The sequence below is a fragment of the Nostocoides sp. F2B08 genome (genome assembly GCF_009184895.1).
GTDB lineage: Bacteria > Actinomycetota > Actinomycetes > Actinomycetales > Dermatophilaceae > F2B08.
In genome coordinates this window covers 29074-42813 of sequence record NZ_WESE01000015.1, presented here as the reverse complement: position 1 = coordinate 42813, position 13740 = coordinate 29074, and the positions used below count along the sequence as shown (strand labels likewise).

The 13740-nt window shown below is 71.4% G+C and carries 14 protein-coding genes; 13 read left to right on the top strand and 1 reads right to left on the bottom strand.

Features of this window, described 5'->3' with window-relative positions; genetic code table 11:
• The first annotated feature begins 200 nt into the window (after nucleotides 1–200).
• The 12 genes from GA707_RS21020 (at nucleotide 201) to GA707_RS19740 (ending at nucleotide 11402) form a co-directional block, all read left to right on the top strand.
• A complete protein-coding gene (locus GA707_RS21020; protein ID WP_193315454.1) occupies nucleotides 201–395 on the top strand; it encodes a hypothetical protein in 195 nt (64 codons plus the stop codon).
• A 221-nt stretch (nucleotides 396–616) separates the two neighbouring features.
• Complete coding sequence (locus GA707_RS19790) at nucleotides 617–1294, top strand: PKD domain-containing protein (protein WP_152180174.1); 678 nt, start codon at nucleotides 617–619, stop codon at nucleotides 1292–1294.
• A gap of 51 nt (nucleotides 1295–1345) precedes the next feature.
• Nucleotides 1346–2080 carry an SAF domain-containing protein gene (locus GA707_RS19785; protein WP_226963989.1) on the top strand — a complete coding sequence of 245 codons (735 nt, stop codon included), beginning with the start codon at nucleotides 1346–1348 and terminating at the stop codon, nucleotides 2078–2080.
• 7 nt (nucleotides 2081–2087) lie between these two features.
• Entirely contained in the window at nucleotides 2088–2912 is an 825-nt protein-coding gene (locus GA707_RS19780; protein WP_152180173.1) for a hypothetical protein, read from the top strand.
• The gene (locus tag GA707_RS19775; protein ID WP_226963988.1) at nucleotides 2909–4576 is read left to right on the top strand and encodes a CpaF family protein; all 1668 of its coding nucleotides are present in this window, start codon (nucleotides 2909–2911) and stop codon (nucleotides 4574–4576) included. Before GA707_RS19780 ends, GA707_RS19775 begins: the two co-directional genes overlap by 4 nt.
• A complete protein-coding gene (locus GA707_RS19770) occupies nucleotides 4573–5442 on the top strand; it encodes a type II secretion system F family protein (protein WP_152180172.1) in 870 nt (289 codons plus the stop codon). The genes GA707_RS19775 and GA707_RS19770 overlap by 4 nt, the downstream gene beginning before the upstream one ends.
• A complete protein-coding gene (locus GA707_RS19765) occupies nucleotides 5439–6356 on the top strand; it encodes a type II secretion system F family protein (protein WP_152180171.1) in 918 nt (305 codons plus the stop codon). Before GA707_RS19770 ends, GA707_RS19765 begins: the two co-directional genes overlap by 4 nt.
• Before the next feature lie 69 nt (nucleotides 6357–6425).
• Nucleotides 6426–6623: a hypothetical protein gene (locus GA707_RS19760; protein WP_152180170.1), complete on the top strand. Its 198-nt coding sequence runs from the start codon at nucleotides 6426–6428 to the stop codon at nucleotides 6621–6623.
• A 6-nt stretch (nucleotides 6624–6629) separates the two neighbouring features.
• Nucleotides 6630–7094 (top strand): TadE/TadG family type IV pilus assembly protein, encoded by a 465-nt coding sequence (locus tag GA707_RS19755; protein ID WP_226963987.1) that lies wholly within the window; start codon nucleotides 6630–6632, stop codon nucleotides 7092–7094.
• Complete coding sequence (locus GA707_RS19750) at nucleotides 7091–7558, top strand: TadE/TadG family type IV pilus assembly protein (protein ID WP_152180169.1); 468 nt, start codon at nucleotides 7091–7093, stop codon at nucleotides 7556–7558. The genes GA707_RS19755 and GA707_RS19750 overlap by 4 nt, the downstream gene beginning before the upstream one ends.
• 89 nt (nucleotides 7559–7647) lie before the next feature.
• The gene (locus GA707_RS19745) at nucleotides 7648–8043 is read left to right on the top strand and encodes a pilus assembly protein TadG-related protein (RefSeq protein WP_226963986.1); all 396 of its coding nucleotides are present in this window, start codon (nucleotides 7648–7650) and stop codon (nucleotides 8041–8043) included.
• A complete protein-coding gene (locus GA707_RS19740) occupies nucleotides 8040–11402 on the top strand; it encodes a LysM peptidoglycan-binding domain-containing protein (RefSeq protein ID WP_152180167.1) in 3363 nt (1120 codons plus the stop codon). The genes GA707_RS19745 and GA707_RS19740 overlap by 4 nt, the downstream gene beginning before the upstream one ends.
• 292 nt (nucleotides 11403–11694) lie before the next feature.
• On the opposite strand, the gene GA707_RS19735 is transcribed toward GA707_RS19740, so the two are convergent.
• Complete coding sequence (locus GA707_RS19735) at nucleotides 11695–12093, bottom strand: heavy metal-responsive transcriptional regulator (RefSeq protein ID WP_013884816.1); 399 nt, start codon at nucleotides 12091–12093, stop codon at nucleotides 11695–11697.
• 81 nt (nucleotides 12094–12174) lie between these two features.
• Between GA707_RS19735 and merA the strand changes: the two genes are divergently transcribed.
• Complete coding sequence (merA, locus tag GA707_RS19730; protein WP_034228832.1) at nucleotides 12175–13545, top strand: mercury(II) reductase; 1371 nt, start codon at nucleotides 12175–12177, stop codon at nucleotides 13543–13545.
• Nucleotides 13546–13740 lie beyond the last annotated feature (195 nt).

Genomic DNA, 13740 nt, shown 5'->3' with positions numbered 1-13740 from the left:
GCACGACGTGACGGCCTGAGCGCCGCCCGCCAGAACAGGATCGACTACCGTCGATCCCAGCAAGGAAAACAACCATGACCAGGACCGGGCCTTGGTTGGGAATTAATCCCGCGGAATGTCTCAAAGACTCAGACACACCTCAATCGCTGGAGCGTCAGTCTGTCGACCTCACCAACAATCAAGAAGCCAGCCCGCCGATCGTGCCAGTGGTGATCTTCCAGGTATGCACGGACGTCTCCCAGTTCCAGATCGTCGACAAGGACGGCAACTCCCTCGTGCCCGCCGACCGCGCTCCTCGAGTCCGCACGAACATGGGCGTCTTGAACTACGACTACCCGGACGCGACTGGCTGGCGAGTTGGATGGGTGGAAGAGCTCGAGGAGCCGTCGTGCTAACCACGATCCGCTCGGCGATGGTCCTTCTCGCCGCGGCTGCTCTCGTCCCCGTGGCGTCGTCGTTCGCAGCGGCCAACCCGCTGACGTGCGAAACCAGGGGGGCGTGGGGCCAGTGTGTTGTTTGGGTTGGCGGGGGAGGCTCCGGAGGCAACCCGGGAGGCGGTGGAAGTGGCGGTGGCGCCGGCGGTTCTGGCGGTGGCGGGGGCGGGAACTCGGTACCGGTGGTTACGCCGATCATGGTCGGCGGGATCGAGTGCTACCCGATCGGGTTGACGGATCCGCAACCCGACTTCGCCGATCCGATCTGGGGAGGGCGGACGGACGGGGCGATCTATGACTGCCTGGCGGCCAGCCCGGCCAACCCGGGCCTGTTCGGTGGGATGGCGGTGCTGAAGTACTGGGCCGCGACGGCGCCGGTGATCGCGTCACCGCCGAATCCGGCGGATCTGGCGCAGCAGGCGGTGGAGTCGATGAACCTCTCGGCGATCACGATCGGGATCGTGCCGGAGGTCGGGCCGGATTCGCTCGGGCTGGTGGGGATGCCGGTGTGGATGTGGGTCGAGCAGCCGTCGGAGGCGACGTGGGGGCCGATCACTCGTACCGCCTCGACCGGGCCGTGGAGTGTGACCGCGACCGGTCGGGTCGCGGATGTGACGTGGGAGATGGGCGATGGCGCGATCGTGCACTGCGAGGAGGGCGTGCCGTACCAGGACGTGTTCGGCAAGCAGCCCTCCCCGTCGTGTGGGCACACCTACACCCAGCAGGGGGAGTACACGGTCACGGCGACGTCGCACTGGGTGATCCAGTGGATCGGCCTCGGGCAGAGCGGCACCATCCGGCTGGATCTGACGCAGCAAGTTCCGATCGCCGTCGGAGAGGTACAGGTCCTACGCCAGTAGGGCGCAGGCGGCGGTAACGAGTAGAAGTCAGGCAGGCAGGGGAAGAAGAGCATGACGACGACGACAGTGCAGCGGCGACCACGGCTGACCCGCCGCGCCAACACAACGTCACCGGACGCGACATCGGCGCAGCCGGAGAAGGGCTCCGCGCCGACGGGTCCACCGGTGGCGGGGCCGCCGAAGCCGCGACGCCGGTGGGGTCTGATCGCGGCAGCGCTGATGGTGGTGGCTGTGGGTGCGGTCGGCAACGTGTGGCTCCTGCAGAGCAGCACCGACGCCGACCAGGTCGTCGCGGCACGCACAGCGATTGAGCGCGGCCAGGTGATCACGGCAGAGCAGCTGATGAACGTCTCGGTCAGCGCCGACCCGGCGGTGCGGACCGTGCCCGGGGGGGAAATGTCGTCGTTGGTGGGGCAGCGGGCCGCGGTCGATGTCGCCGCCGGCACCCTCCTCACCGGCGACTCGGTCACGGCCGAGAATGTGCCGGGGGACGGGGTCTCGCTGGTGGGGGTGGCGTTGTCGCCTGCGATGATGCCCGGCCCGCCCCTGGCCGCGGGGGACAGGATCCGGGTGGTGGCGACATTGGGGCAGCAGCAGGACCCCACCCTGGTCGCCGACCCGGCCGCTCTCAACGCCGTGGTGGTGTCGGTGCAGTCGGGTCTGGACAGTGTCGGGCAGGGTCAGACGATCCTGACCGTCCAAGTCCCGGAGGGTGACGCGGCGGGGTTGGCGGCGATGGCCGCCACCGGCCGGGTCGCGGTCGTGCTCGACTCCCGGGACCGGTGAGAGCGCCATGGCTCTGATCGTGTTGGCATCGGCCTCGGGGTCGCCGTGGGTGACCACGACGGCGCTCGGGCTGGCGCTGACGTGGCCGCGGCCGGTGCTGCTGGTCGAGGCCGACCCGACCGGCGGATCCTCGGTCGCGGCGGGGTACCTGCGCGGGCAGCTGGTGCCGCCGGAGGCGATGCTCGACCTGGCCCTGGCCCAGCAGGGCGGCGACCTCCTGGAGACCCTCGCACGGGTGAGCATCACCCTGCCCGGCTCCCACGTGGCCTTCGTGGCCGGGATCCGCTCCCACGAACAGGCCAACTCCCTGGTGCCGTTGTGGGAGCCGCTCGCGACGACGCTGCGGCTGCTGGAGGACACCGGGCAGGACATCATCGTCGACGCCGGACGGCTCGGCCTGGCCGGCTCCCCACTCCCGCTGCTCGAGCAGGCCGACCTCGCCCTGCTGTGCACCCGCACCGACCTGGTCTCCCTGGCGGGGGCGCGGTCCTGGGCGGCCACACTCAAAGAACGTTTCGAGCGCGCGGGCGCCACTGCGAACCTCGGCCTGCTCCTCGTCGGGACCGGGGAGCCGTTCACAGCCCGCGAGGTCACCGCCGTGCTCGACATCCCCGTGGTCGCGAGCGTGGCGTGGGACCCGACCACGGCGAGGGTCTTCTCCCACGGCGCACCGCCACCGAAGCCCGGGATCGGGCAGCGGCTCGCCGGCCGCGCCGGTATCGACGACACCGCCCTGGTCCGCAGCATGCGCGCCGCCCGCAGCGCGATCACCGCCACCATCCGCGACACCACCAACCAGCTGTCATTGACGGAGAGCGGGGGAGCATCGTGAAGAACGATCCGACCGACCACACGAACGTCGCCGGTGCAGGCGCCTCCGGTGACCCGACCGCGCTGCCCCCGCTGTTCGCGACCGCACCGACCCGGCCGGGCCGGGTCCGCGGAACCTTCACCATGACCCCCGATGCGGCCACCGTCCCAGCCCCGGCCCTTGGCTCCGTGAAGGCTCACCTCAACGGCGACTCCCACCGCTCCGGCGTGAACGGCTCGGGAAGCAGCGGCCCCACCGGCTCGTCCATCCCCGCCGGCGGTCGGTGGGTGGAGCAGGAGGACATCGACTGGGGTTTGGTGGCGGCGTTCCGCACTATGGTCGCCGACCGGCTCTCGGCGGCGTTGGGTGCGCACTGGCGGGCCCGCTCCGACACCGACCCCACCACCGCCCGCCGCTTCGGCGGGCTGGACCGGGCCGAGCAGGAGCGGGTGGGGCGGGAGATCATCGCCGACCTGCTGCGGGACCACTCGGCGGAGTCGGTGGCCAGGGGAGCGACCCGGTGGACCCCGAGCGAGCAGGCGGTGATGGGGCAGGCGGTCTTCGACGCCGTCTTCCGCCTCGGCCGGCTGCAACCGTTGGTCGATGACGACCGCGTGGAGAACATCTTCATCCTGGGCCACGAGCGGGTGCTGCTCGAGCTGACCGACGGCAGCCGTGTGTCGGGCCCGCCGGTGGCGGACTCGGACGAGGAGCTGATCGACTTCCTGCGGTTCCTGGCGAACAGGTCCGAGTCGAACCCACGCCCGTTCTCCGAGTCCACACCCCGGTTGCACATGAAGCTCGACGGCGGCGCCCGCCTGGCCGCGACAGCGTGGGTGGTCGGCCGCCCGACCGTGGTGATTCGCCGGCACCGGCTCAAGGTCGACACCCTGCAGGCGTGGGTGGACCGGGGCTGCATGACGGAGGCGTGTGCGAACTTCCTCGCCGCGGCGGTCCGGGCCCGGTGGAGCGTCGCCGTCTCGGGAGCCATGTCCGCCGGCAAGACCACGCTGATGCGGGCGCTGTGTGCACAGATCCCACGGGAAGAGGCGATCGGGACGTTCGAGACCGAGTACGAGCTGTTCCTGGCCGAGTCCGGGGTGCATGACATCGTCATCGACTGGGAGGCCCGGCCCGGGGTGGGGGAGGTCCGTGCCGACGGCCGCGCCGCGGGCGCGTTCGACCTCGCCGATGCCCTGATGGACTCGTTCCGGTTCGCGCTCTCCCGGCAGATCGTCGGCGAGATCCGCGGCCCCGAAGTGTGGACGATGATCAAGGCGATGGAGTCCGGCACCGGCTCCCTGTCGACGACGCACGCCGCGAACGCCGAGGCGTGTATCCGCAAGCTCGTCACCTGCGCGATGGAGGCCGGCTCCCACGTCAACCGCGACCTGGCCCTGGAGAAGCTCGCCGGGTGCCTGGAGGTGATCGTCCAGCTCTCCCGCCAGGTCGTGTATCTGCCGGATGGGACGCAGCAGCTGCGCCGCTGGGTCAGCGAGGTCGTCGTCGTCGAACCAGGGGAGCGGGAGAAGGGCTACGCCCTCACCCACCTCTTCGGACCCAGCAGTGCCGGCGCGGCCGCGGCGACCGGGATCATCAGCGAACGCTGCCGCACCCTGACCGAGCACGGCTTCGACCAGGCCCTCTTCCACGCCGAAGCCGACCAGGCGGGAGCGGCGCGATGAACGCCCCGCTGCTCTCCGCCGTCTTCGGCACCATGATCGCCGCCGGACTCATCGTTCTCGCCATCGCGGTCCGCCCCCGGACCCCGGCCCCCAGGCCGGCTCGGCCACGACCACGTGTCCTCACTGCCGTGGCGAGCATGTCGCCGAGGTCGCGGATGATCCTGGTGGCGTCGGTCGCGGCAGGGCTGCTCATCGCCGCCACCACCGGGTGGGTGTCCGCGGTCGTCGTCGTGCCGGTGGCGGCGCTCGGGCTGCCCTACCTGCTCGCCCCACCGCCGACTGCGGCACAGATCCGGCGGGTGGAGGCGATGGAGGAGTGGACCCGCAGCCTCGCCGGGGTCCTCGGCGCCGGCGTCGGCCTCGAACAGGCCCTGACCGCCACCCTGCGCTCGACGCCGGAGCCGATCCGCCCCGAAGTCACCGCCCTGGTGGCGCGGTTGCGGGCGCGGTGGGACACCGAGGCTGCGCTGAGGGCGTTCGCCGACGACCTGGACGACGTCACCGGCGACCTCGTCGCGGCCAACCTCATCCTGGCCGCCCGCCGCCGCAACCGCAGCCTCGCCCACGTCCTCCAAGGTGTCGCGGAGTCGGTCGCCGAAGACGTCTCCTCCCGCCGCCGGGTCGAAGCCGGACGGGCCAAACCCCGCGGCAGCGCCCGCCTGGTGACGGGGTTCTCCCTCACCGTGCTAGTGGTGCTCGCGGTCACCGGCGACTATGTCGCCCCCTACGGCAGCCCGGCCGGGCAGGTCATCCTCCTGGTCCTGCTCACCGCCTACGCCGGCGCGCTCTTCTGGATGAAACAGATGGCCCAAGGACAACCCTTCCCCCGGATATTGGGACCGCAGGCTCGGGCGGGTGCCCGATGACGACCACCCAGCTCGCGCTCCTCCTCGGCGCCGTCACCGCCACCGCCCTCGTGGCACTGGTTGCCCAGTTCATCCCGGCCCAGCCCGACCTGCGCGACGTCCTCACCCGGCTCTCCCCACCCACCCGCCGACCCACCACCACCGCTGATGGGTCCAGCGGCGGGACGGGTGGGCCGGGGGTGGAGGAGCGGCTCGGGATGTGGGCCGAACGAACCCTCCCGTCCCGGTTCCTCGGCGACCCGCCGACACGGGATCTGGCGGTGCTGCGGATGACCCCAGCCCAGTTCTACGGAAAGAAGGTCCTCTACGGCCTCCTCGGACTGACCCTGCCCGCCCTGCTCACCGGGTTCTTCACCCTGCTCGGCATCACCGTCCCGGTCATCATTCCGGCCGCGGCGACGGTCGGCCTGTCGGTGCTGCTGTTCCTCGCCCCGTCCCGCGACATCACACAACGCGCGACCACGGCGCGCGCCGAGTTCGCCCGCGCTTTGAGCGCGTTCATCGAGCTGTGCGCACTGGAACGCAACGGCGGCGCCGGCGCCACCGTCGCCCTGACCAACGCCGCCGCCGTCGGCGACTCGTGGGTGTTCCGCCGCATCAGCGAGGAGGTCGCCCGCTCCCGCTACAACGGTCAACCGCCTTGGGACGCGCTCACCAGTTTGTCTGAGGAGCTGGCGTTGCCGGACCTGGCCGACGTCGCCGACATCATGCGCCTGGCCGGGGACGAGTCCACCGAGGTCTACCGGCAGCTCCGCGCCCGCGGCTCCTCCGTGCGCACCGCCCTGACCACCACCGAGCTCGCCGAGGCCAACCTCGTCGAAGAACGCATGTACCTGCCCGCGTCCTTCCTCGGCATGGTCTTCCTCGCCCTGCTCATGGCCCCACCCCTGCTCCGCCTCATCAGCGACAGCTGAACCGACCACGTCCCCCCATCGACACGCACACCCTCATCAGGAAACCGACACGAAAGGAACACCACGGCCATGAGACTCCTCTACGCCACCCTGCACACCCTCGGCGTCACCCTCGAGGACCGCATCGACCGCCTCCGAAAGGACGGTGAGAAGGGCGCGGCCACCATCGAGATCGTCTTCTGGGCGGTCGGGCTGCTGGTGCTGGCCGGCATCGTCTACGCCTTCCTCAGCGGCTGGATCAACGGCAAGCTCGCCGGCATCACCTGAGCCCCGGTGCACACCAGGACCACACCCAGCCGGCACCCACCCCCGCGCAGAGCCCGACGCGCGGGGGTCGGTGGCGGCCGCATCCGGGGGCCACGTGGCGGGCTGTCCACGGAGCGGGGGTCGGGCACCATCCAGCTGGTGGTGCTCATGCCGCTGCTGTTCATGCTCCTGTTCGCGGGGGTTCAGGGGGCGATGTTCTACCACGCCCGCAGCGTGGCCATCGCGGCCGCGCAGGAGGGCGCCCGCGCCGCCGCCGCCCAAACCGGCACCACCGGCGACGGCCACACCGCCGCCGCCGCGTTCCTCCAGTCCGCCGGCGGCGAGGACGTCCTCAGAGGCGCCACCGTGCAGGTCACCCGCACCGCCACCACCGCCACCGCCCGGGTCTCCGGGACGATCCAGTCCGTCATCCCCGGCTGGTCCCCGACGGTCTCCTCCCAGGTGGCAGTTCCGGTCGAGAGGATCACATGACCCGCCGAACTGGCCGCCCGCCACGCACCCCACGCACTGATCTGCATCGGCGGGTGGGGGAGCGGGGCTCGGCCGTGGTCGAGGTTGTCCTCCTCGCCCCCGTCTTGGGGATGCTGCTCGCGCTGCTCATCGTCGGTGGCCGCCTGGCGATGGCCGAGCAGGCGGTCCAGGCTGCCGCGTCCGAGGCCGCCCGCACCGCCTCCCTCGCCCGCACCCACACCGAAGCCGGCAGCAGCGCCCAAGCGGCCGCGGTCAGCGGACTTCAGGCGCAGCAGGTCAACTGCCTCGACGTCACCGTCCAGGTGGACACCAGCGGGTTCACGGCCCCGGTCGGCACCCCCGCATCCGTCGCCGCCACGGTGACCTGCCGGGTCAACCTTGCCGGCCTCCTGCCCGCTGTGCCGGGGTCGATCGTGCTCTCGAGCTCGAGCAGCTCGCCCCTGGACACCTACCGCGAACGGTGAGAACGATGCCCACCCCACATCCACAGCCACCCCCACGTCGACGAATTCCCTTGGGTCTGAGGGGCCGGCTGGGTGAGGAGCGGGGGTCGGTGACGGTGTGGATGATCACCACCGCGCTGACGATGATGCTCTGCGTCGGTCTCGCGGTCGACCTCAGCGGCCACGTCCACGCCCAGCAGCGCGCCCAGGCCATCGCCGCCGAGGCCGCCCGCGCCGGCGGGCAGCAGCTCCACGCCGCTGTCGCGGTCCGCGGCGGGAACGCGATCGTTGACGCCACCGCCGCGGCCGGCGCCGCCCGCACCTACCTCGCCGGGGTGCCCGACGTCACCGGAACGGTCACCGTGGCCTCCGGCGGCCGCGTCGAGGTCACCACCACGTCGAGCTACACCACGAAGATCCTCTCGATGATCGGCATCACCACCCTGCCGGTCACCGGTGAAGCCGAGGTCGACATCAACCGCGTACTGGAAGGTGCCCCACGATGAACGCCCGTGCCCGGATCACCGGCCTGCTCGCCACCCTGACCGCCCTCGTCCTCGTCGCCGGGGTGCCCGCCGCGCTGGTCACCTTCGCCGGCAACCCCCTCCCCGACAGCATCCCGACCCTCGAGGCGATCCGGGCCGCACTGACCGCCCCGGACGACGGCACCCTCCTGCTGACGGTCATCACCTGGATCGCGTGGATCGCCTGGGCCGTCCTCACCCTCGCCGTCCTCCTCGAGGTCGCCGCCCGGATCCGGGGACTCCACGCGCCGCACCTGCCCGGGCTGGCCCTGCCGCAGGGCGCCGCCGCTCAGCTCGTCTCCGCTGCCGCCCTGCTCTTCGTCGTCATCCCCCCAACCGCGGCGACCGCCCACGCCACACCCGCCCAACCGGTGCCCGCCGTCACCGCCCCCGTCAGCCCCGCCACCGCGACGAGGGCGACGCTGCCCGGCTGGACCCCCACGGCGCCGCCCGTGAACTCTTCTACTCCGGTCGGGGCTGATGTGGTCGAGCAGAGGTACACGGTCCGCTCCGGGGACAGCCTCTCCCGGATCGCCGCCACCCATCTCGGCGACGGCGACCGGTGGCCCGAGCTCGTCGACCTCAACCCCGCCCTGGCCGAGGACCCGGATTTGATCTTCGCCGGGACCGTGCTGCGCCTGCCGCATACGACCGCGTCGCAGGGGATGCGCGAGTACACCGTCCGAGCCGGCGACACGCTCTCCGCCATCGCCGACCGCGTCTACGGAGACCCCACCCTCTACCCGCTCATCGTCCAGGCCAGCCGCCACATCCCCCAACCCGGGGGCACCTACCTCAGCGACCCCGACGTCATCGACATCGGCTGGCACCTCAACATCCCCCCGCGACCGCAGGACATCCCCCCTGTTCAGCGGGTCGCCCCCCCGGCTGAAGGCGTCGCCCCCCCTGTCCAGCGGGTCGCCCCCCCGGCCGAAGGCGTCGCCCCCCCGGCCGAAGGCGTCGCCCCCCCTGTGGACAACCATGCCGTGCCGTCGACACCGGCCCCCTCGACTCCCGCGCCGGTCGATGGCCGCGACACGGACCAGGCGACCCCCCAGGGACTCAACGGGACCACCTCCACGCGCCTGGTCGACCGCTCCGCACCGGAGCAGACGACCTCACCACGCAACCCGGAAGGGGATGCAAGCGATGCTGCGGCCTCTGACGTCGAGGGGGTCGCCGATGCGGAGCCTGCGTGGCTGGTTCTCGGGCTGACCGGTGCCGGGGCGCTGCTGGCCGGGTCGATGCTCGGCGCGCTGCGCCGCCGCCGCCGTGACATGGTGCGGCACCGCCGCCCGGGGCGCACCCTGGCGCCACCCGCCACGGTCTTGGCCCCGATCGAGAAGACACTCACGGTGGTCGGGGCCCGTACCGAGGTCAACCTGGGGCACCTGGACCAGGTGCTGCGCCGCCTCGCCGCCGCACAGACCCAAGCCCAGGTGCCGATGCCGTCCCTGGCGGCGGTCCAGCTCACCGAGACAACCATCCACCTGGTCCTGTCCGTACCGGCGGACCTGCCGGCGCCATGGCGGGGGAGTCAGGACCGGCACTACTGGCACATTCCGTCCGCCGTCACGCTCGAGGAGGTCGGGCCGGACATCGAGGACCAGCCGGCGCCCTGGCCACTGTTGACGACCGTCGGCATGGACGAGGACGGGACCCACTGGCTGCTCAACCTCGAAGACCGTCACATCGTCATCACCGGCGACCACACCTACGGACTCGACCTGGCACGCCACGTTGCCGCCGAAGCCGTCTGCAACCCCTGGGCTGGTCATCTCTACATCGACCTGGTCGGTGTCGCCCCCGAGCTGAGCGGACTCGACCCGGACCGTATCCACACCCACCCAGACCACGACAGCAGCGCCGGTGAGGTGATCGGGTCATGCCTGCTCGAGGCCATCGCCGCCGTCGACCGGTACCGCACCTACGGACGTGACACGGTCACCGCCCGGGTCGACCTCGACGAACCCGACGCCTGGCCCACCCGACTGCTGGTGGTCGACGCCGCCACCCACTCCCAGAGCCTGGAGTCGCTGTTGGAGCTGATCCGCGAGCACCCCGGCTCCACCGGCACATGCGTCATCGTCACCGACGTCACCGCCCCCGCCGCAGGCTCAACGACGCTGCAGGTGAACGCCCAAGGCCGCGTCGAGGTGCCGGACCTCGGGCTCGACCTCATCGCCGTCGGCCTGACCGAGCAGGAGGCCCACGGCTGCGCCGCCCTCCTGGCCCACGCCGAGGATCCCATCGACGCCGCCGTCCCGGACACGGACGAGCACGCCGAAGGGTCGGCCGCCTTCGCCGACCAGGCCGGGGCGCTGCGCGGCGAGCACACCTCCCCCCGGCACACCGGCGACAGAGGCGACGAGACCGCCACGAGCAGCCTCCTGCCCCACCCCGACCAGCACTACCTGGCCGTCGGCGCCACCACCACTGCGGACCTGTCCACCCTCGCGCCGCGGGTCCCCGGTGACGTCCTCCGCGGAGTCGAGGACGCCGACCCGACCCTCGACGATGACGTCGCCATGTGGTTCCACAAAGACAGCGCCCTGCCCAAGCTGGCGCTTCTCGGACCGGTCCAGCTCACAGCCCGCGGCACACCACCGACCAAACGCAGGCCCTACTACAGCGAGCTGCTCGCGTTCATCGCGCTGCACCCCCGGGGCGCCACCACCGAGGAGGTGTGCACGGCGTTCAACATCACCCCCAGCAAGGCCCGCCAGTATGTCGCCACCCTGCGTGCCTGGCTCGGCACCAACCCGCGCACCGGGGCGCTCCACCTGCCCGACGCCCGCGAGGCACCGGCCACCCGGGCTCGCGGCACCAGCACCTACCAGGTGATCGACCTGCTCACCGACCTTGACCTGTTCCGCCGCCTGCGCACCCGCGGCCAGGCCCGCGGCGCCGACGGGATCACCGACCTGAGCACCGCGCTGCGGCTCGTCCAAGGTCGCCCGTTCCACTACCCGCTCGGTCCACCAGCCTCCTCCGGCGGCTGGTCCTGGCTCATCGGCGGCGACCGCCACGACGAACACGCCCGCGTCGCCATCGTCGACGTCGCCCACATCGTCACCACCCGCGCCCTCGCCGACGGCGACCTCAAGACCGCGCGCCGCGCCGCCGAGACCGCGATCCTGGCCGCCGCCGAGGAGGAGATCCCACACCTGGACCTCGCCGCGGTCGCCGCCGCCGAAGGAGACCAGCACGAGGCCAAACGGATCCTGCGCGACGATGTCCGCAACCGCACGGACGACGACGGAGCACCCCGCGACCTCCCGGAACGGACCATGCAGATCCTCGGCCAACGCAACCGGTGGAGCACTGTCAGAGCCGGCTGACCCCACTCGGGGGAGCCATCTTGCTCCCCGTCTCTTCTGGACAGCCGAAGCGACCCGAACGGCGACGACCACGTCCGGCGCCAGCGGCTTGGCGAGATCGCCGTGGTGGTCCCAACCTGTGGCTTTCAGCGCTGGGTGGCGGGAATCTGTCGCCGCAATGTGGCGGTTGAGCTGGGCCCATGACATCGACGGGGGGCTACGGCCCAGAGGCAGCCATCGGCGGCGCCGTGATCATGTGTGCACCTTGCGGCTGACTGCGCTGCGGCGTTCGCGCGCAGGTACGGCGGATGCTTCAGGCGGTGGGGATGAGGTGACAGACCTGGGCGGGGGTGCACTGGTCAGGGTGCAGAGTCTTTGCCCGCGCGCTGAGCTGGCGCACCTGGGTTAACAGAGTCGTGAGCTCGGCGATCCGCCGCTCAAGATCGTGGGCGTGCTGTTCGAGCACTGCCGCGACGTGTGCGCACGGTGCGCCGGCGCTTTCGCGGGCAGAGACGACGTCGACGATCTCCGCCAGGGTCAGCCCGGCCGCCTGCGCGGCCTTCACGAACGCCAGCCGGTCGACCGCCCGGTGGTCGTACTCCCGGTAGCCCGACGCTTGGCGAGCCGGCGCTGGCAGCACGCCGGCGCTCTCGTAGTAGCGGATCGTCTTGGTCGTCACGCCGGCCGTGGCGGCCAGCTCTCCGATGCGCATGGTCAACCGTAGACCTTGACCTTCCCCCGCACTGGAACGTCTACCGTCCGATGACCTGTCCGCGCGCGCGAGGAGAATGCCATGGACGAGTACGACCTGATCGTCATCGGGACCGGCGGCGCTGCGATGGCCGCGGGCATCGAGGCACGGTCCCGCGGCAACAGCGTCTTGCTCGTCGAGCACGGGCCGCTAGGCGGGACCTGCCTGAACATCGGTTGCGTGCCCAGCAAGAACCTCCTCGCCGCCGCCGGGCAGCGCCACCGTGCGGCCACGCACCCCTTTGAAGGCATCTCCACCAGCGCGGGCCCGGTCGCCTTGGGCGCCCTGATGGAGCAGAAGCAGGCCTTGATCGACCGCCTGCGCCAAGCGAAGTACGCCGACGTCGCCGACGCCCACGGCTTCCCGATCCTGCAGGGCCACGCACGCTTCATCGACCAAGAGACACTGCAGGTCGACGGCCAGGCCCTGCGAGCACGGCACGGGTACGTCGTGGCCACCGGCGTGGCACCACACATCCCGGACCTCCCGGGGTTGGGTGACGTGGCGTACCTGACCTCCACCACCGCGATGGAGCAGCAGGACCTACCCGCATCCATGGTGGTGCTCGGCGCCGGGTATGTCGGGCTCGAGCAGGCCCAGCTGTGGGCGCACCTCGGTGTCGCCGTCACCATCGTCGGACGCTTCGCGCCCCACGCGGAGCCGGAGGTTGCAGACGTGTTGCTCGGCGTGTTTCAGGACGAGGGCATCACCGTGGTGCAGGAGCGCGCGACGGAGGTGCGGGCGACTCACGACGGCGTTGAGGTCCGGACCGGGAGCGAGAGGCGGCTGACGGGCCAGCGGTTGCTCGTGGCGACCGGGCGCTTCGCCGACACGTCCGACCTGGCTCTCAATGCAGCAGGTGTTGCTACTGACAGGCGCGGCTTCGTCGTCGTCGACGAGAACCAGCGGACCACCAACCCACGGGTCTTCGCGGCCGGGGACGTGTCCGGCGTCCCGCAGTACGTCTACGTCGCAGCCCAGACAGGACACGTCGCCGCAGCCGGCGCGCTCGGCCAGCCCTCAGCAGTGGACTATCGAGGGCTGCCCGGCGTCACCTTCACCACGCCCCAGATCGCCAGCGCGGGACTGACGGAGGACCAAGCTCTCGCCGCTGGGCACGCCTGCGAATGCCGCGTCCTAGGAGCGCAAGACATCCCGCGCGCCCTGGTCAACCAGGACACCCGCGGTGTCCTCAAGCTCGTCATCGACGCCGAGAGCCGCAAGATCCTCGGGGTGCACGCTGCCCTGGACGGCGCAGGCGAACTGATGCTCGCAGCGACCTACGCGATCAAGTTCGGCCTCACCGTGGACGACCTCGCCGACACTTGGGCCCCCTACCTAACGATGAGCGAAGCCCTGCGCATCGCCGCCGGCTTGTTCCGCTCAGCGCTGCCCACGAGCTGCTGCGCATAGGCACCCGAGCCGGCGCGTCACGGCTCGTGCGAGCCCGCGCCGACAGTGTCGCCCTTCAGCCTCAGGGCCACCCATAGGCCGCAAGGCCGACAGATGTACGACGCCCCGCCGTCCAACGCATGAAGAGCGCGGCGCGGCTTGCTGCGCCCGCAGCACGAGCACTCCCTCGAGTCCTGGCTCATCACGCGATGCTCC

What these genes read in the sequence shown, in the direction of transcription:
- GA707_RS19735 (WP_013884816.1), bottom strand. Translation starts at nt 12,093, where the DNA reads ATGCGCATCGGAGAGCTGGCCGCCACGGCCGGCGTGACGACCAAGACG.
- GA707_RS19760 (WP_152180170.1), top strand. Translation starts at nt 6,426, where the DNA reads ATGAGACTCCTCTACGCCACCCTGCACACCCTCGGCGTCACCCTCGAG.
- GA707_RS19785 (WP_226963989.1), top strand. Translation starts at nt 1,346, where the DNA reads ATGACGACGACGACAGTGCAGCGGCGACCACGGCTGACCCGCCGCGCC.
- GA707_RS19765 (WP_152180171.1), top strand. Translation starts at nt 5,439, where the DNA reads ATGACGACCACCCAGCTCGCGCTCCTCCTCGGCGCCGTCACCGCCACC.
- GA707_RS19770 (WP_152180172.1), top strand. Translation starts at nt 4,573, where the DNA reads ATGAACGCCCCGCTGCTCTCCGCCGTCTTCGGCACCATGATCGCCGCC.
- merA (WP_034228832.1), top strand. Translation starts at nt 12,175, where the DNA reads ATGGACGAGTACGACCTGATCGTCATCGGGACCGGCGGCGCTGCGATG.
- GA707_RS19780 (WP_152180173.1), top strand. Translation starts at nt 2,088, where the DNA reads ATGGCTCTGATCGTGTTGGCATCGGCCTCGGGGTCGCCGTGGGTGACC.
- GA707_RS19740 (WP_152180167.1), top strand. Translation starts at nt 8,040, where the DNA reads ATGAACGCCCGTGCCCGGATCACCGGCCTGCTCGCCACCCTGACCGCC.
- GA707_RS19750 (WP_152180169.1), top strand. Translation starts at nt 7,091, where the DNA reads ATGACCCGCCGAACTGGCCGCCCGCCACGCACCCCACGCACTGATCTG.